The 18,028-nt window shown below is 69.3% G+C and carries 13 protein-coding genes and 1 tRNA gene; 11 read left to right on the top strand and 3 right to left on the bottom strand.

The window, feature by feature from the left end; all coding sequences use genetic code 11:
- The first annotated feature begins 98 nt into the window (after positions 1-98).
- From dnaN to ACIREI_RS25150, 9 genes are all read left to right on the top strand, one after another.
- A complete protein-coding gene (gene dnaN, locus ACIREI_RS25190; RefSeq protein ID WP_403336876.1) occupies positions 99-1,229 on the top strand; it encodes a DNA polymerase III subunit beta in 1,131 nt (376 codons plus the stop codon).
- 205 nt (positions 1,230-1,434) lie between these two features.
- Positions 1,435-2,310 (top strand): phosphogluconate dehydrogenase (NAD(+)-dependent, decarboxylating), encoded by an 876-nt coding sequence (gene gnd, locus ACIREI_RS25185; protein WP_403336873.1) that lies wholly within the window; start codon positions 1,435-1,437, stop codon positions 2,308-2,310.
- 174 nt (positions 2,311-2,484) lie between these two features.
- Entirely contained in the window at positions 2,485-3,606 is a 1,122-nt protein-coding gene (gene recF, locus ACIREI_RS25180; protein ID WP_403336870.1) for a DNA replication/repair protein RecF, read from the top strand.
- Positions 3,603-4,154 (top strand): DUF721 domain-containing protein, encoded by a 552-nt coding sequence (locus tag ACIREI_RS25175; RefSeq protein ID WP_403336867.1) that lies wholly within the window; start codon positions 3,603-3,605, stop codon positions 4,152-4,154. The genes recF and ACIREI_RS25175 overlap by 4 nt, the downstream gene beginning before the upstream one ends.
- Positions 4,155-4,678: 524 nt before the next feature.
- Positions 4,679-6,739 carry a DNA topoisomerase (ATP-hydrolyzing) subunit B gene (gyrB, locus tag ACIREI_RS25170; RefSeq protein WP_403336864.1) on the top strand — a complete coding sequence of 687 codons (2,061 nt, stop codon included), beginning with the start codon at positions 4,679-4,681 and terminating at the stop codon, positions 6,737-6,739.
- 42 nt (positions 6,740-6,781) lie between these two features.
- Complete coding sequence (gene gyrA / locus ACIREI_RS25165; RefSeq protein WP_403336862.1) at positions 6,782-9,370, top strand: DNA gyrase subunit A; 2,589 nt, start codon at positions 6,782-6,784, stop codon at positions 9,368-9,370.
- A gap of 18 nt (positions 9,371-9,388) precedes the next feature.
- Positions 9,389-10,210 (top strand): DUF3566 domain-containing protein, encoded by an 822-nt coding sequence (locus ACIREI_RS25160; protein ID WP_403336860.1) that lies wholly within the window; start codon positions 9,389-9,391, stop codon positions 10,208-10,210.
- 143 nt (positions 10,211-10,353) lie between these two features.
- Positions 10,354-10,430, top strand: a tRNA-Ile gene (locus ACIREI_RS25155).
- Positions 10,431-11,801: 1,371 nt separating this feature from the next.
- Positions 11,802-12,545, top strand: a complete 744-nt coding sequence (locus tag ACIREI_RS25150) for an AAA family ATPase (RefSeq protein WP_403336858.1) — start codon at positions 11,802-11,804, stop codon at positions 12,543-12,545.
- Positions 12,546-12,722: 177 nt separating this feature from the next.
- On the opposite strand, the gene ACIREI_RS25145 is transcribed toward ACIREI_RS25150, so the two are convergent.
- The gene (locus ACIREI_RS25145) at positions 12,723-13,097 is read right to left on the bottom strand and encodes a DUF6344 domain-containing protein (RefSeq protein WP_301999079.1); all 375 of its coding nucleotides are present in this window, start codon (positions 13,095-13,097) and stop codon (positions 12,723-12,725) included.
- 336 nt (positions 13,098-13,433) lie between these two features.
- Between ACIREI_RS25145 and ACIREI_RS25140 the strand changes: the two genes are divergently transcribed.
- Together ACIREI_RS25140 and ACIREI_RS25135 are read left to right on the top strand one after the other, a co-directional pair.
- Positions 13,434-13,562: a DLW-39 family protein gene (locus tag ACIREI_RS25140; protein ID WP_003999697.1), complete on the top strand. Its 129-nt coding sequence runs from the start codon at positions 13,434-13,436 to the stop codon at positions 13,560-13,562.
- Positions 13,563-13,796: 234 nt separating this feature from the next.
- Positions 13,797-15,161 (top strand): hypothetical protein, encoded by a 1,365-nt coding sequence (locus tag ACIREI_RS25135; protein WP_403336855.1) that lies wholly within the window; start codon positions 13,797-13,799, stop codon positions 15,159-15,161.
- A gap of 142 nt (positions 15,162-15,303) precedes the next feature.
- On the opposite strand, the gene ACIREI_RS25130 is transcribed toward ACIREI_RS25135, so the two are convergent.
- Both ACIREI_RS25130 and ACIREI_RS25125 read right to left on the bottom strand, forming a co-directional pair.
- Positions 15,304-17,067 carry a serine/threonine-protein kinase gene (locus ACIREI_RS25130; RefSeq protein ID WP_403336852.1) on the bottom strand — a complete coding sequence of 588 codons (1,764 nt, stop codon included), beginning with the start codon at positions 17,065-17,067 and terminating at the stop codon, positions 15,304-15,306.
- A gap of 327 nt (positions 17,068-17,394) precedes the next feature.
- Positions 17,395-17,943 (bottom strand): hypothetical protein, encoded by a 549-nt coding sequence (locus ACIREI_RS25125; RefSeq protein WP_062707807.1) that lies wholly within the window; start codon positions 17,941-17,943, stop codon positions 17,395-17,397.
- Between the last annotated feature and the right edge of the window lie 85 nt (positions 17,944-18,028).

Here is an 18,028-nt window from a genome sequence, read left to right as displayed (position 1 = left end):
GTCCCGGTGTCCTTCCCCTCACTGGGGCCGATGACACCGAGACAGACGACGAAGCCAGGCAGGCCGAGAAGCGCCGGCAACAGCAGGAGGCGGCAACAGTGAAGATCCGGGTGGAACGCGACGTACTCGCGGAGGCCGTGGCCTGGGCGGCGCGCAGCCTCCCGGCCCGTCCGCCGGCGCCTGTCCTCGCCGGCCTCCTCCTCAAGGCCGAGGACGGCCAGCTGAGCCTGTCCAGCTTCGACTACGAGGTGTCCGCGCGCGTGTCCGTGGAGACCGAGGTCGAGGAGGAGGGCACGGTCCTGGTCTCGGGCCGCCTGCTCGCCGACATCTGCCGCGCTCTGCCCAACCGCCCGGTGGAGATTTCCACAGACGGTGTACGGGCGACCGTGGTCTGCGGCTCCTCGCGGTTCACACTCCACACCCTGCCTGTGGAGGAGTACCCGGCACTGCCGCAGATGCCGAACGCCACGGGCACCGTCCCCGGCGAGGTCTTCGCGTCCGCGGCCGCCCAGGTCGCCATCGCGGCCGGCCGTGACGACACGCTGCCCGTTCTCACCGGTGTGCGGATCGAGATCGAGGGCGACACGGTGACGCTGGCGTCCACCGACCGCTACCGCTTCGCGGTCCGCGAGTTCCTGTGGAAGCCGGAGAACCCGGAGGCCTCGGCGGTCGCCCTGGTCCCGGCCAAGACGCTCCTGGACACCGCCAAGGCGCTCACCAGCGGTGACAGCGTCACGCTGGCGCTGTCCGGCTCGGGGTCGGGCGAGGGCCTGATCGGCTTCGAGGGCGCCGGGCGTCGTACGACGACCCGCCTTCTGGAGGGCGACCTCCCGAAGTACCGCACGCTGTTCCCGACGGAGTTCAACAGCGTCGCCGTGATCGAGACCGCCCCCTTCGTGGAGGCCGTCAAGCGCGTGGCCCTGGTCGCCGAGCGCAACACCCCGGTGCGGCTGAGCTTCGAGCAGGGCGTGCTCATCCTGGAGGCCGGTTCCAGCGACGACGCACAGGCTGTGGAAAGGGTCGACGCCCAGCTGGAGGGCGACGACATCTCGATCGCCTTCAACCCGACGTTCCTGCTGGACGGCCTGAGCGCCATCGACTCCCCGGTCGCCCAGCTGTCCTTCACGACGTCCACAAAGCCGGCGCTGCTGAGCGGCAAGCCGGCGGTGGACGCGGAGGCGGACGAGGCCTACAAGTACCTGATCATGCCGGTGCGCCTGAGCGGCTGAGCGCCCCGGTCGCCGTGAGTTGTCCACAGGCCGGTGGAGAAGTGTTCCCGGCCTTGGGGAAACCGCAGGTGAGGGCGTACGTATGAGCGCGTATGCCCACAGCTGTGCGCGGACGTCCGGGTTTAGGCTCGGACGCGGGCACGAGGGTGCCCCAGGGGTGCGAGGGCGCCCCGCACGCCACACAGCGACCTAAGGAACACAACTGATGGAGCTCGGTCTCGTCGGCCTCGGCAAGATGGGCGGCAACATGCGCGAGCGGATACGCCGCGCGGGCCACACCGTCGTCGGATACGACCGCAACGCGGACCTCGCCGATGTCCACAGCCTGGAAGAGCTTGTGGGCAAGCTCTCGGGCCCGCGGGTGGTCTGGGTGATGGTCCCTGCCGGTGCCCCGACCCAGTCGACCATCGACGAGCTCGCCGAGCTGCTGGAGCCCGGTGACGTCGTGGTGGACGGCGGGAACTCCCGCTGGACGGACGACGAGCGGCACGCCGAGGAGCTGGCGGCCAAGGGCATCGGTTTCGTCGACTGCGGCGTCTCCGGCGGCGTCTGGGGCCTGGAGAACGGCTACGCGCTGATGTACGGCGGCGACGCGGAGAACGTCGCCAAGGTGCAGCCGATCTTCGACGCACTCAAGCCCGAGGGTGACTTCGGCTCGGTGCACGCCGGCAAGGTGGGCGCGGGGCACTTCGCGAAGATGGTCCACAACGGCATCGAGTACGCGATGATGCAGGCCTACGCCGAGGGCTGGGAGCTGCTGGAGAAGGTCGACTCCGTGACCGACGTCCGGGAGGTCTTCCGCTCCTGGCAGGAGGGCACGGTCATCCGTTCCTGGCTGCTGGACCTCGCGGTGAACGCCCTCGACGAGGACGAGCACCTGGACAAGCTCAGGGGTTATGCACAGGACTCCGGTGAGGGACGCTGGACTGTGGAAGCCGCCATCGACCACGCGGTGCCGCTGCCGGCGATCACCGCGTCGCTGTTCGCGCGGTTCGCGTCCAGGCAGGACGACTCCCCGCAGATGAAGATGATCGCGGCGCTGCGGAACCAGTTCGGCGGCCACGCGGTCGAGACGAAGTAGCCGTCGAGCACGACCGCCGCAAGCGGCCGTCGGGAAGCTGTCGGCAACGGCCGTCGGAGAACAGAACACGTAATCCACACCCTGGGGATGGCACCCTGGCACCCTCAGGAGTGACCCGGTTGTCCACAACTGGGGAAAGTTGAAGCACACGTTGGGGGAGGTCGGCGAACGACCATGCACGTCACGCATCTGTCGCTGGCCGACTTCCGCTCGTACGCCCGGGTCGAAGTCCCACTCGACCCGGGCGTCACCGCCTTCGTGGGCCCCAACGGCCAGGGCAAGACGAACCTCGTGGAGGCCGTCGGCTATCTCGCCACCCTCGGCAGCCATCGCGTCGCCTCCGACGCTCCCCTCGTCCGCATGGGCGCCGACCGGGCGATCATCCGCGCCCAGGTCAGGCAGGGCGAGCGGCAGCAGCTGGTCGAGCTGGAGCTGAACCCCGGCAAGGCGAACCGGGCCCGTATCAACAGGTCCTCGCAGGTCAGACCCCGTGACGTGCTCGGCATCGTGCGGACCGTCCTGTTCGCGCCTGAGGATCTCGCCCTGATCAAGGGCGACCCCGGTGAGCGGCGCCGTTTCCTCGACGAGCTGATCACCGCCCGCTCTCCGCGCATGGCGGGGGTCCGCTCCGACTACGAGCGGGTCCTCAAGCAGCGCAACACCCTCCTCAAGACGGCCGCGCTGGCCCGTCGGCACGGCGGCCGCACGATGGACCTGTCCACCCTCGACGTCTGGGACCAGCACCTCGCACGCGCGGGTGCCGAGTTGCTCGCCCAGCGCCTGGACCTGATCGCGGCGATCCAGCCGCTGGCCGACAAGGCGTACGAGCAGCTGGCTCCCGGCGGCGGCCCTGTCGCCCTGGAGTACAAGCCGTCGGCTCCCGGCGAGGCGCACACGCGCGATGACCTCTACGAGCAGCTGATGGCGGCGCTCGCCGACGCCCGCAAACAGGAGATCGAGCGCGGCGTCACCCTCGTAGGCCCTCATCGGGACGATTTGCTTCTCAAACTCGGTCAGCTGCCCGCCAAGGGATACGCCTCGCACGGTGAGTCCTGGTCCTACGCGCTGGCGCTCCGCCTGGCCTCGTACGACCTTCTCAGGGCCGAGGGAAACGAACCGGTGCTGGTCCTGGACGACGTCTTCGCCGAGTTGGACAGCCGGCGCCGCGAGCGTCTGGCCGAGTTGGTCGCGCCCGGTGAGCAGGTCCTGGTGACCGCCGCGGTCGACGACGACGTACCGCATGTGCTGTCGGGGGCGCGGTACGCCGTGGCCGAGGGGACGGTGGAGCGCGTATGAGCGAGCACCCGTCGAAGAACCCGTCCGAGGACGCCCCCAAGAAGGCGGCCGAACCCTCCGGTGTCGACCTCGCGCGCGTGGCGCTGCGGGCGGCCAAGGAGCAGGCACGCGCGCGTGGGGACGCGGCGCGGCAGAAGAAGCAGGCGCGGCGCGGGGGCCTGCGCTCCGGCGCGCGGGCGGACGGCCGCGACCCCTTGGCGCTCGGCGCTGCCATTAACCGCTTGATCACCGAGCGGGGTTGGGAGACCCCGGCGGCGGTGGGCGGGGTGATGGGCCGTTGGCCGCAGATCGTGGGCGACGACGTCGCCAAGCACTGTGTGCCGGAGAAGTACGACGAGGACGAGCGGGTCCTGGTCGTGCGCTGCGACTCGACGGCGTGGGCGACGAACCTGCGATTGCTCGCCCCGACGCTGGTCGCCCGCCTCAATGAGGACCTCGGTCATGGCGCGGTGCGGCAGATCAAGGTGAACGGCCCCGGCGGCCCCGCCCGCCGTTACGGCCCCCTGCGCGCGCCCGGCAGCACCGGTCCCGGCGACACCTACGGCTGACCGGACCGGCCGGCACGCGCGTGTCCGGCGTCGGTGGTGGGGGCGAGCGGCGGCGTCCGTGTCGTCGTGATCCGGGCTGCGGAGCCACCGCCACAGCAGTCCCGTCGGCCCCTTTTTCCACAGGTGATGGACATCACATCAGTGGTCGTCGGCGGTCCCGGCGCAGGGTCGGCGACCCCCTTGTCGTACAACCGCACGCGGTTGCGAATCGCGACCTGACTCCGAAGTAGCCAAGGGTTGACGGTCGGAAGCGCTGAGTGCCTCCCTGAGCCTCTTGGAGCCCCCTTCCGTATATCGGGAGTCGGCCGAGCCGGGTTCAGGGCGCCACATGCGGACTCAGGTACCGGCAAACCCCCATCACTGTCGGCGCAACCGGTAGACTGGAGGCCAATCCCGCCCCAATCGTGGGGACCGTCCGGGAAAAGCTGAGCAACGCTGATCAAGGCTTACCAACGCAACATGCCGCAGCCGCTCCGGCAACCCGCCGACGAGCCTGGCTCGTGCTGTGCCAGAAAGGGCGCTTCGTGGCCGATTCCGGCAACCCCAACGAGAACATCCTGTCCACCGACGCCGGCGCCAACGGCGCGGTGACCCCGTCGAACGGCGAGGTCACCGCCTCGTACGACGCCAGCGCCATCACCGTCCTCGAGGGTCTGGACGCGGTCCGCAAGCGCCCCGGCATGTACATCGGCTCGACCGGTGAGCGCGGACTGCACCACCTCGTGTACGAGGTGGTCGACAACTCCGTCGACGAGGCGCTGGCCGGCCACGCGGACACCATCGAGGTCACGATCCTCGCCGACGGCGGCGTGCGCGTCGTCGACAACGGCCGTGGCATCCCGGTCGGCATCGTGCCCTCCGAGGGCAAGCCGGCCCTCGAGGTCGTGCTGACCGTGCTGCACGCGGGCGGCAAGTTCGGCGGCGGCGGCTACGCGGTCTCCGGTGGTCTGCACGGCGTGGGTGTATCCGTCGTGAACGCGCTGTCCTCGAAGGTCGCCGTCGAGGTCAGGACCGACGGCCACCGCTGGACGCAGGACTACAAGATGGGCGTCCCCACGGCGCCGCTGGCCCAGCACGAGGCCACCGAGGACACCGGCACGTCGGTGACCTTCTGGGCCGACGGTGACATCTTCGAGACCACCGAGTACTCCTTCGAGACGCTCTCGCGGCGCTTCCAGGAGATGGCGTTCCTCAACAAGGGTTTGACGATCAAACTCACTGACGAGCGCGAGTCGGCGAAGGCCACCTCCGGGGCGGACGAGGCGGGTGCCGACGAGAAGGCCGAGGTCAAGACCGTCACGTACCACTACGAAGGCGGCATCGTCGACTTCGTGAAGTACCTCAACTCCCGCAAGGGAGACGTGGTGCACCCGACGGTGATCGACCTCGAGGCCGAGGACAAGGACAAGAGCCTCTCCCTCGAAGTCGCGATGCAGTGGAACAGCGGCTACAGCGAGGGCGTGTACTCCTTCGCGAACATCATCCACACCCACGAGGGCGGTACGCACGAAGAGGGCTTCCGCGCCGCGCTGACCTCGCTGATCAACAAGTACGCGCGCGACAAGAAGCTGCTGCGCGAGAAGGACGACAACCTCACGGGTGACGACATCCGCGAGGGTCTGACCGCGATCATCTCGGTGAAGCTGAGCGAGCCGCAGTTCGAGGGCCAGACGAAGACCAAGCTGGGCAACACGGAGGCGAAGACCTTCGTGCAGAAGGCGGTCTACGAGCACCTCAACGACTGGCTGGACCGCAACCCGAACGAGGCGGCGGACATCGTCCGCAAGGGCATCCAGGCGGCCACCGCGCGCGTGGCGGCCCGCAAGGCCCGCGACCTGACGCGTCGTAAGGGCCTGCTGGAGACGGCGTCCCTGCCGGGCAAGCTCTCCGACTGCCAGTCGAACGACCCCACCAAGTGCGAGATCTTCATCGTCGAGGGTGACTCCGCCGGCGGTTCGGCCAAGTCCGGCCGTAACCCGGAGTACCAGGCGATCCTCCCGATCCGAGGCAAGATCCTCAACGTCGAGAAGGCGCGGATCGACAAGATCCTGCAGAACCAGGAGATCCAGGCGCTGATCTCCGCCTTCGGCACGGGCGTGCACGAGGACTTCGACATCGAGAAGCTCCGCTATCACAAGATCATCCTGATGGCGGACGCCGACGTCGACGGCCAGCACATCTCCACACTGCTGCTGACCTTCCTGTTCCGCTTCATGCGGCCCCTGGTCGAGGCCGGGCACGTGTACCTCTCCCGCCCCCCGCTGTACAAGATCAAGTGGGGCCGGGACGACGTCGAGTACGCCTACTCGGACCGTGAGCGTGACGCGCTGATCGAGATGGGCCGTCAGCGCGGCAAGCGCGTCCGCGAGGACTCCATCCAGCGCTTCAAGGGTCTCGGCGAGATGAACGCCGAGGAGCTGCGCGTGACCACGATGGACCAGGAGCACCGCGTCCTCGGCCAGGTCACCCTCGACGACGCCGCCCAGGCCGACGACCTGTTCTCGGTCCTCATGGGCGAGGACGTCGAGGCCCGCCGCCAGTTCATCCAGCGCAACGCCAAGGACGTCCGCTTCCTCGACATCTGAGTCGGTCTCAGCTGACCGCACCAGGAAGGACCTTCACCAGCAATGACCGACGAGAACACTCCCGTCACTCCTGACGAGGGACAGACCCTGCGTGTCGAGCCCGTCGGGCTCGAGACGGAGATGCAGCGCTCGTACCTCGACTACGCGATGTCCGTCATCGTCTCGCGTGCGCTGCCCGACGTCCGCGACGGCCTCAAGCCCGTCCACCGCCGCGTCCTGTACGCCATGTACGACGGCGGCTACCGCCCCGAGCGCGGCTTCTACAAGTGCGCGCGCGTGGTCGGCGACGTCATGGGCAACTACCACCCCCACGGCGACAGTTCGATCTACGACGCCCTGGTCCGCCTCGCGCAGCCGTGGTCGATGCGGATGCCGCTGGTGGACTCCAACGGCAACTTCGGCTCCCCGGGCAACGACCCGGCGGCGGCCATGCGCTACACCGAGTGCAAGATGGCGCCGCTGTCGATGGAGATGGTCCGTGACATCGACGAGGAGACCGTCGACTTCACGGACAACTACGACGGCCGCTCCCAGGAGCCGACCGTCCTGCCGGCCCGCTTCCCGAACCTGCTGATCAACGGTTCGGCCGGTATCGCGGTCGGCATGGCCACCAACATCCCGCCGCACAACCTGCGCGAGGTCGCGGCCGGCGCCCAGTGGTACCTGGAGAACCCCGACGTCTCGCACGAGGAGCTGCTGGACGCGCTCATGGAGCGCATCAAGGGCCCCGACTTCCCGACCGGCGCCCTCGTGGTGGGCCGCAAGGGCATCGAAGAGGCGTACCGCACCGGGCGCGGCTCCATCACCATGCGCGCGGTCGTCGAGGTCGAGGAGATCCAGAACCGCCAGTGCCTGGTGGTCACGGAGCTGCCCTACCAGGTCAACCCCGACAACCTCGCGCAGAAGATCGCCGACCTGGTGAAGGACGGCAAGATCGGCGGCATCGCGGACGTCCGCGACGAGACGTCGTCCCGCACCGGCCAGCGCCTGGTCATCGTGCTGAAGCGCGACGGTGTCGCCAAGGTCGTCCTGAACAACCTCTACAAGCACACGGACCTGCAGACGAACTTCGGTGCCAACATGCTGGCGCTCGTCGACGGCGTCCCGCGCACCCTCTCCCTGGACGCGTTCATCCGCCACTGGGTGACGCACCAGATCGAGGTCATCGTCCGCCGCACGCGCTTCCGCCTGCGCAAGGCCGAGGAGCGCGCCCACATCCTGCGCGGCCTCCTCAAGGCCCTGGACGCCATCGACGAGGTCATCGCGCTGATCCGGCGCAGCGACACCGTCGACATCGCGCGCACGGGCCTGATGGACCTCCTGGAGATCGACGAGATCCAGGCCAACGCCATCCTCGAGATGCAGCTGCGCCGACTGGCCGCCCTGGAGCGCCAGAAGATCGTCCAGGAGCACGACGAACTCCAGGCGAAGATCACCGAGTACAACGAGATCCTGGCCTCGCCGGTCCGCCAGCGCGGCATCGTCAGCGCGGAACTCGCCGCGATCGTCGAGAAGTACGGCGACGACCGCAAGACCATGCTGGTGCCCTACGACGGCGACATGTCCATCGAGGACCTGATCGCCGAGGAGGACATCGTCGTCACGGTCTCGCGCGGCGGTTATGTCAAGCGGACCAAGACCGTCGACTACCGCGCGCAGAAGCGCGGCGGCAAGGGCGTACGCGGCACGAAGCTGAAGGAAGACGACATCGTCGACCACTTCTTCGTCTCGACCACGCACCACTGGCTGCTGTTCTTCACCAACAAGGGCCGCGTCTACCGGGCGAAGGCGTACGAGCTGCCGGACGCCGGACGTGAGGCGCGCGGCCAGCACGTCGCCAACCTGCTGGCCTTCCAGCCGGACGAGGCGATCGCCGAGATCCTCGCGATCCGCGACTACGAGGCGGCGCCGTACCTGGTGCTCGCCACGAAGGCCGGACTTGTGAAGAAGACGCCGCTGAAGGATTACGATTCGCCCCGCTCCGGCGGCGTGATCGCGATCAACTTGCGTGAGCGCGAGGACGGTTCCGACGACGAACTGATCGGCGCCGAGCTCGTCTCGCCCGACGACGATCTGCTCCTGATCAGCAAGAAGGCACAGTCGATCAGGTTCACGGCCACGGACGAATCGCTGCGCCCCATGGGCCGTGCCACCTCCGGCGTCAAGGGCATGAGCTTCCGCGAGGGAGACGAGCTGCTCTCGATGAATGTTGTTCGAACCGGTACGTTCGTGTTCACTGCCACCGACGGTGGGTACGCGAAGCGGACCCCTGTCGACGAGTACCGCGTCCAGGGCCGCGGCGGCCTCGGTATCAAGGCCGCCAAGATCGTGGAGGACCGCGGTTCGCTCGTCGGGGCGCTGGTGGTCGAGGAGACCGATGAGATCCTCGCCATCACGCTGGGCGGCGGTGTGATTCGTACGCGAGTCAACGAGGTCAGGGAGACGGGCCGTGACACCATGGGCGTCCAACTGATCAACCTGGGCAAGCGCGATGCCGTGGTCGGTATCGCTCGTAACGCCGAGGCGGGACGCGAGGCGGAGGAGGTCGACGGCGATGTGGCCGTCGACGAGACCGCCGAGGGTGCCGCGACCACCGGCACGGACGAGGGTGAGGCACCCTCGGCCGAGTAGCACGAGGAGAGAGTCATCGTGAGCGGAGCCACGGGCGCCGGATCGTCCGGTACCTCGACCGGTTCTACGGCCGGCAAGGACACGGACGGCGGCGGCCGTGGCTCCGCCGCGCGTGCGGCGGACACGCACACGACCCAGCTGAAGGCGATCAAGTCGCCGGCGAAGGACTCGCCCGCGCCAGAAGCACCTGGATCCCAGGGGGGAACCGTGTCGGACACCCGAGGCTCGCAGCCCCAGCAGTACGCGGCCGGCGCGGGCCCTGCTGCTCCGGGCGCCCAGCCGCAGCCGCAGCCCACGCCGACAGGGGCGCAGCAGGCGGCCTCCGCGCCCTCGGCTTCACCGCTGCCGGGGGAACGGCAGCCGCAGCAGCCCTCCGGGCCCTACCACCCCCCGCAGGCCTACCAGACGCCCGCTCCGGAGAGCGCGGTACGCCGGCCGCGCACGGGGGCGGGAGCACGCACGACGCCGCGCACCCGCAAGGCGCGCCTGCGCGTGGCCAAGGCCGACCCCTGGTCGGTGATGAAGGTCAGCTTCCTGCTCTCCATCGCGCTGGGCATCTGCACGATCGTCGCGGCCGCGGTGCTCTGGATGGTCATGGACGCGATGGGCGTGTTCTCGACGGTGGGCGGCACGATCTCCGAGGCGACCGGCTCGAACGAGTCGAACGGCTTCGACCTGCAGTCCTTCCTGTCGCTGCCGCATGTGCTGATGTTCACGTCGATCATCGCGGTCATCGACGTCGTCCTCGCGACGGCGCTGGCGACGCTCGGCGCGTTCATCTACAACCTCTCCGCCGGCTTCGTGGGCGGCGTCGAGCTGACGCTCGCGGAGGACGAGTGAGGGTGACCGAGGCCGGATGACGGTTGCCGCCGGAGACGGTTTCAAACCTCTCCTGGCGGTCCACCGACAACCGATTTTGGGACTGCCCATGTCGTGCGCTAATCTTCAAGAGTCAGCGCGCGGGACACACCGCAGAGCGCGGCGGGGCTATAGCTCAGTTGGTTAGAGCGCATCCCTGATAAGGATGAGGCCACAGGTTCAAATCCTGTTAGCCCCACCAGCCAAAAGACCCCCGGACCATCGTCCGGGGGTCTTTTGACATCTCCAGTTGACATCACCATGGACGCCAACCGCGGTGATCGGCTGCGGGCAGCCGATCAGCGGGGCCTCCGGCAGCTCTGCGAGCATCGTCACAGACGACTCAATCCGGGCGCCGAGTTGGATGCCGAGCCCTGGGAGGCTCAGGATGACGCCTGTGTCCGGGTGTTGAGGGGCGGCTTCCTCCACCGCCTGCGCAGGTCGTCGGCGGCTGTGCGAGGGGCTTCCAGCTGGATGAGGAAGGCGACGATCTGCTGGACGCATGCTGACCAGGACAGCGGCGGTCTGTGACAAGGCCTGGTCAGCCTGCTCCTCAATGGAGGCTGGCAACCGACACATGCCCGCAGACCAGCGATCTCCTTTTCCAGTTCCTGCAACTCCCGGCGCTCTCCAAGGCCGCTAGCTCCGCCCCCCCCCACGCGGCCCGGGCCCCAGTAGCCCCGGTAGGGCCTGCGCGGCCGTCTCTGCCCCGCTCCAGCCCGGCGGCGTCCGTGCTGCCGCATCTGGTCGGACCGAGGACCACGAGGCGCGAGCACCGCACCTGGGCGGCGACGGTCAGAACGACGCCTCGATGCCTCCGGCGACGGATCGGCCGACACCGGGACGGAGAGGGCGCCATTCCCGGCCGGAGGCTCGACGTGGCGGCCCGGGATGGGGCGGGCCGTAGGTGGTGGTTGAGCAAGTAGCGACGTATGGGGTGCACTTGCCTGTGAAGCAGTAGGAGCCTCGGCGGCGAGCGAGCCTCAAAGCGCATCTACCGCGAGCCGAAGGCTCGCGGTAGATGCGGGGATTCAGGCTGCCACCGGTACGTCTGGAAGCCGGCGGTGTTCCAGATGGTTCCTTGCCGGATGGGCGCCGCGGAACCCGCCACTCCCCATGGAGTGATGGACGCACGCCAAGGCGGACGGAACACTGCCGCAAAACGGCGTGGCGTCGGCCTCGTCCATCTCGAAGCGGACGGCCGAGGCGTTGCCGATCGTGAGCAAGGTCGCGGCGGCGATACCACCGAGGAGAGCGGCTATCCGTGCTGTGCACAAGGTAGTTGCTGCCTTTGGCGACTCTTCAGTTGGAGCGCTGTGCGTCTAGAGCTGCCCAGCGCCTCCGGCATCAAGTGGCCCCCGTCCCCGCCAGTCGCAGGATGCTCCGGACCACTTGCCACCTGGTCGCCGCCCCGACCGAGGACGTCGATGACCCGATCGCCTCGCCCGGACAGTTCTGCCCACGCCGTCGTGGCTGACTGTCGTCAGCCCCGCCAGCGAAAAGACCCCGAGTCCACACGGACCGGGGGGCTTTCGCACGCACGATTGTCAGTGCCGGATGAGAGCCTGACGGCATGATCGTCGAACGGGCATACGCGCATGTTGCCGCGGGCGAGCCGGGTGAGGAGAGCCAGTGGCCGTGGTCGGTGCCATGCGTGCGGCAGCTGCTGGACGACGGCCTGAAGTTCACCGCGCCGGTCACGTTCCTGGTGGGGGAGAACGGCTCGGGCAAGTCGACCCTCGTCGAGGCGCTGGCGGAGGGGTTCGGCCTGGACTCCTGGGGCGGATCCGCGGGCTACCGGTACGCCAGTGGGCGTGAGCCGTCGGCGTTGGGCGGGCGGATAAAGTTCGAGGCGACGGCGGCCGGCCGCCGCATGCTGCGCGGGCCGCGCACACGCCGTAGAGGCTTCTTCCTGCGGGCGGAGACCGCGCTGGACGCGCTGGGCCGGGAGCAGGAGACGGGGCGGCTGTCCGGGGCCGCGGACGAGATGAGCCACGGCGAAGGCTTTCTGATGGCCTTCCGAGAGCGGTTCCAGGAGCCGGGGCTGTACGTCCTGGACGAGCCCGAGGCCGCGCTGTCCTTCGCTTCTTGTCTTCAACTCGTCGGGCTGCTGCATGAACTGGGGCGTTCCGGCGCGCAGATCATCTGCGCCACGCACTCACCCGTGCTGACGGCGCTGCCCGGCGCCGAGATCATCGAGGTGGGCGACCACGGAATGCGTCCCGCCGCATGGCGGGAACTGGAACTCGTCGACCACTGGAGGCGTTACCTCAACGACCCTTGGGCCTACCTCCGGCACATCGTCGAAGGGGGATGAGGTACGTCGTAGGGGGTCGGCGTCCTGAGCGGTGCTGTATATGAGCAGTGCCGTGTATGAGCGGTGCTGTGCTTGAGAGGTACTGACTAGGAGCGGTGCTGTGTACGCAAGCTCCCTGTGACGGTGCGGTTGGGACAACGGGGTTACGCAGTTACGACTCGGGGCGAGACCGTGGGCTCAGCGCTGGTGCGGGACCAGGGGCTGGGCGGGGGGCGCGGCGGAGTCGCAGGCGCCGACGGCCGAGGTGGGCGGGGCCGCTTCGGTGTCCGTGAGCGGACGGTGGCGGCAGCTGGGGGTCTTGCCGTGCGCCTCGGCGCGGATGCGCTGCTTCATCGTGGGGGGCAGTGCTCTGGCGTAGGACCAGGCCCACTGGGGCATCGCCGGCACTGTCAGCTGGGTGCTGGTGTCACGCTCGCTGTCGCTCTTGCGCGCCGCCTCCTTGTGCGGTGCGGCCGCGGCGGCGGTCGTCGTGACGAATCCGAGCGCCGTGCACAGCGCGAGGAAGGCGGTGACGATGGTGGTCCACAGGTTCATGACCTTGTTCCGGGCCATGGCCCCTCACTTTCGGGTTGGGCGATTTGCGTACTTTCCTCATGATGTGTATGGGGGCCGAGAAGTCATGGACCGACGCCCATGAAGTGCCGATCTTCAGATGAACACCACTCGAATAGGCGCATCGGACCTGAAAAGTGCCGGAAGTGAAGGAAGGGGAGCAAAGTCACCATCTGTCGAGGTGCCATCACTCTCTGATCGCGGCGCCGTAGGCCGCTCCTACTGCGGTCCACCGGACGGCAGTTGAGCCCCGGCGCAGGTCACCGATCGATATCGGTCGGTGTGTATAGTCGGGCGCCAGAGGTCCCCTACGTCAAGGAAAGACGAGGTCGCGCGGTGAAGAAGCTTCTCCTGGTCGCACTGGCCGCCATCGGCGGGCTCCTCGTGTACCGCCAGATCCAGGCGGATCGCGCCGAGCAGGATCTGTGGACGGAGGCGACTGACTCCGTGCCCACGGGTTCGTGAGTCACCACAGCGGAATCTGAACAGACCCCGGCCGCCCTCGCGGTCGGGGTTTTGTGTGCTCGCCGAGAGCTCGTCGGGTTCGCGTCGCGTTCTCGCCGTCCCTTGTCGTGTCGCGGAGTGTCGTGGCTTCGAGTTGCGGGAGCGGCGCGGACGTCCTAGAGCCGGGCGTTTCGGACGGTCGTACGGATTGCGCGGGTGACGAGCGGCCGGGCTGGGCAGGATGGGCGACGGTCGATGGTCCGGTACGACGAGGGGCGGCGCGTGATGGGGCGGCGGCGTACGGCGCGGTGGCGTCGCGCGGGGATGAGGCGCGGACATCACTCCGCACGCGCGCGTGCGGCCGGCGTAGCCGCACTGCTGCTGTGTACGACGGCTGCCCTGCCGGGCGGGTCCGCGCTCGCGGCCGGGACGCCGAGCCCGTACGCCATCGCTCCGGACGCCCGCCCCGTCACCGCCGCTACGGACGCCGCGGACGCCGCACCCCTCGTGCCCGGCACGACGTACAAGAGCTCCCTGGCGAGCGGCGCGAAGAGCTACTACCGCCTCGACCTCGACGCCACCTCCGACGCGTACGTCTCCGCGACGGCCATCCCCGCCCCCGGCACCACCGTCGCCGCGGGCGACGGCGTCAAGGTGTCCGTGCAGGACGCCGACGACCGTGACTGCTCCTTCGGCATCGAGACCTTCGGCATCGTCCGCACCCCGCGTCCGATCACGGCGTGGGCCGCACGCGAGGTCTCCTCCAAGCGGCCTCGCTGCGAGGGTGCGGGCACCTACTACGTGACCGTCGAGCGCGTCGGTACGGCGGATTCCGCCCCGGACATCTGGGACCTGGAGATCTTCGCCGCCTCCGAGCCGCCCCTGAAGCAGGCCGGTGCCACGAACCCTCCCGAGGCCTGGAACTCCACCTCACCAGAGCCCGTCATCGGCGGGAGTGTGCGCCGCGTCGGCGGCACCGGATTCGCCTCGGCGGTACCCGTCGGGCAGGGCGTCTGGAACTCCGGCATCGAGCCTGGCCGGACGCTGTTCTACGAGGTGCCGCTCGACTGGGGCCGGCAGCTGTCCGTCACCGCCGAACTGGGCGGTTCGAACGGCCGCGACGGCCATGTGTCCGGTGCGCTGAACCTCTCGCTCTACAACCCTGTGCGCGGCATCGTCGACGACGCGAGCACCAGCTACAACGGCAGGCAGGAGAGCGTCGAACTCGGGCCACTGCCGCCGGTCGCGTACGAGAACCGGTACGCCGTTCCCAAGCGGGTCAAGGCCATGCGGTTCGCCGGTTCCTACTACCTCGCGGTGCACCTCGCGGCCGACGTGGCCGAGATGTACGGCGATGGGCCGCTCCAGCTGACGTTGCGTGTGGGGGTGGGGGGTGCGGCGGAGGCCGGACCTGGCTATGCGGGGGAGTCGGAGCCCGGAGACGTCTTTCAGGTCGCGGAAGGCGATCGGTGGGTGGCTGCGGGGGGTGGGGCCGACGGGGGTGGCGGTGACGCAGCGATGACCGTGCTCGCGGTGAGCGGGATCGGTATGGGGACTTTGGTGCTGGTGGTGCTGGGGGTGTGGACTGTGGTGGCCCGGCGGCGGGTTGGGGCCTGGTAGAGCGGAGTCCTGGCCGGGAGAGTGCCGGGGGTCGGCTGGGGGGCGGGAGCTGGCCGGCTCGGGATCCGGGGCGCGCTGGCGAGGGGCGCTGACTGGGCCACTCGGGCAGCTGCGCTCGGGACCTCGGCCGTCGGCAGCGGGCTCAAATGCGGGTCAGTGCCCAGAAACCCACGGCGTAGCAGGCCAGCGCCAGCAGCAGGAGCGGGACTGTCACCTTGGCGGGCGGGCCGGGCCGTCGTGCGAGGCCGGGGGAGGCGCGACGTGTGGCGCGGTGGCCGCCGCGGCGGCGAGGCTGCCGAATTGAGGGCTCCGAAGGTGGAACCTGCGGGCTCTGAGCGGTGTACGAAGCAGTAGAGGCCTCGACGCGCTGGTGCTGCGCCGGCGTCGGCGGCTGAGTCGGGTACTGCGGTGCGTGCGAGTGGGGGGAGGACAGGACGTGCGTGTTGTCGTAGGGGGAGATGTGAGCGGAGTGATGCTGCGCGCCCTGGTGCGACTGGCCCACGTGTCTCTGTGCCTGTGCCTGCATATGGGCTGGTGCCTGTGGCGCGTGGGGCTGAGGTGGGGGCGTTTGAGTCCACGGGGAGGACCCTGTGTCCTCAGGCGGGGGCAGGTGGAAGCTGCCGGTGTCCGACATGGTGAGAGGAGCGTCCCTGTCGCTGGGCTGCGATGGGATGGATGGCTCCTGAGCGGGGGGCTGCTGGGACCCGGGTCGGGGTGTGGGCGGGGCGGGCGTGGAGGGGGGCACCGAGGCCTCCGAGGCCGGGGCCGGCCCTGCCACGCTGTGCCGTGGATCGCTCGATACGGAGCCGAGGCCGGCTCCGGCTCCGTCGGCCCTCCCGGCTCCGGAGCCCTGCGGTGCGGAGCCGCTGCCGGTCGCCATGGAACCGGAGCCTGTCGGTACGTACCCCGGGCCGCGCCGTACAGCACCGGTGCCCATCCGCCCCGAGCCGGTGCCACCAGCACCCGCGGTGCCCGTGCCGAACTGCTGGGAGCCACCCCTGCCCCGGTCGACTCCTGGCGCCGGTTTGAGCGGCCCGCCCGCCTCGTACCCCGGTGGCAGCGGCCCGAGTTGGTCGAAGATCTCGATCAGCTCGTCGTCGGGCCCCGGCTCCGGCAGGAGCTCGGCCGCCGAGGCGAGAGCCTTGCGGGCCCCGGTGGCCGTGCGGAACCGCGCCTGCGGATCGGGCTGCAGCAGCGAGGCCACGACCTGCCACAGCGGTTCGGGAATTCCCTTGGGCGCACCGGGAGTTCCGTGCGCGGCGAAGTACTGGACGAGCGCCTTGGTGTCCGGCTTGGCCCCCTCCAGCAGATACAGAGCGACCAGTCCTACGGCGAACAGGTCGGCGGGGAAGTCCGGTTCCGCGCCCATGAGTTGCTCGGGCGCCAGGTAACCGGGCGTTCCCACCACGAGGTTGGTCTCGGTCAGGCGGGGTTCGCCCAGCCGCATGGCGATGCCGAAGTCGGACAGGCGCAGCCGCGGGCGAGCTGTGCCGGTGGCCTCGAGCAGCAGATTGGCGGGCTTGATGTCGCGGTGGACGACGCCCTCCGCGTGCACGGCGGCCAGACCGGCGAGGAGCTGGTCGAGGAGCGTGCAGACGAAGGAGGGTGGCAAGGGGCCGTAGTCCCCGATGAGATGGACCAGCGAACCGCCGGCCACCAGGTCCATGGTGAACAGGACCTTGTCGTCGTCGGCGGCCCAGCTGGCGGGCGCGAGCACATGGGGGTGATCGATCCGGAGAGCCTGTTCGCGGACGAACCGCAGCAGGGAGTGCGCGTCGCTCTGCTGCAGGACCTTGGCGGCCACATACCGGCGGCGGCGGTGGTCCCAGGCACGCCAGACGGCGCCGACGCCTCCGCGTCCGATCGGGTCGACCAGTTCGTACCGGCCGGCGAAGACCTCACCCATGGCTGCGCGTCGCTCCTCCCCCTTCGGTTACCCCCCTTGCTTCCCCCTCGACGAGCGATACGACTCCCCTCGCTGCCCGCTCCCTTCGCCGACTCCCCCGTCGGCCCTTCGTGAACCCATTCGCGGGCTCCCCGTTGCCGCCTGCCCTTCGCGCCCTTCCCGGTGAGAGACACGCCCCCGTCGTGATCCCACCGTGAACGGCCGGCTCCCCCGCCTGGCCGCGTCGGTGAACCGCACGGCCTGCCTCACCACGGCCTGTTCATGACCGCCCAGAACCTGGGCCGACGGCCCGGCAGCCGAACCCCCTTCGGCGACCGGGCCTCGGGGTCAGTTCTGGTGGGACTGGTAGTGCGTGACCGCGTCGGAGGTGCGGCCGGCGCCGTACACCCGAAGGAACTCTGCCAGTTCCGGGTGGGTGGGGGCGAGGGTGTCGGCGGCCTCGATGATGTCCCCCGCAGCGGCCACCGAGCGCAGCAGCGACTGGATCTCGCGGACAACCCGCTTGACCGTGGGCGCCCCTGAACTGCTTGTCGTCTGCGTCGTGTTGCTGAGCACCGAGCCCCCCTGCGACTTCTTGATCTCCTCCATGCGGTCCGTGGCCTCGGCCGCGCTCACGCTGCCGTCCGCGACCTGCCCCGCCAGGTCCTGCAGCAGCTGCACCCGCTGGACCACGGCGGGATTGCCGATCTTCGCCCGCTGGCCGCTCATCAGCTGCGACAGCATCGGTGCGGACAGTCCCAGTACCCCCGCGAGACGAGCCTGGTTGAGACCAAGATCGTCGATGAGCTTACGGAAGAGCGCCCCCAGCGGCTCCCCGTACCAGTTCCGCTGCAGTTCCCGCGCTCTTGCGGTCGCTTCCTGCTGTGCGGCGTCCATTGCGTCTCCCCATCGCTTCCCCAAAAACCGTGGTTCGCTGTAGCGAACCACGCCGAGCATCTTACGGAGAGTGGTCGTTCATCGG

It is taken from the genome of Streptomyces sp. NPDC093591 (assembly GCF_044764885.1).
In the GTDB taxonomy this organism is placed as follows: domain Bacteria; phylum Actinomycetota; class Actinomycetes; order Streptomycetales; family Streptomycetaceae; genus Streptomyces.
This window is presented reverse-complemented; position numbering and strand designations above follow the sequence as displayed.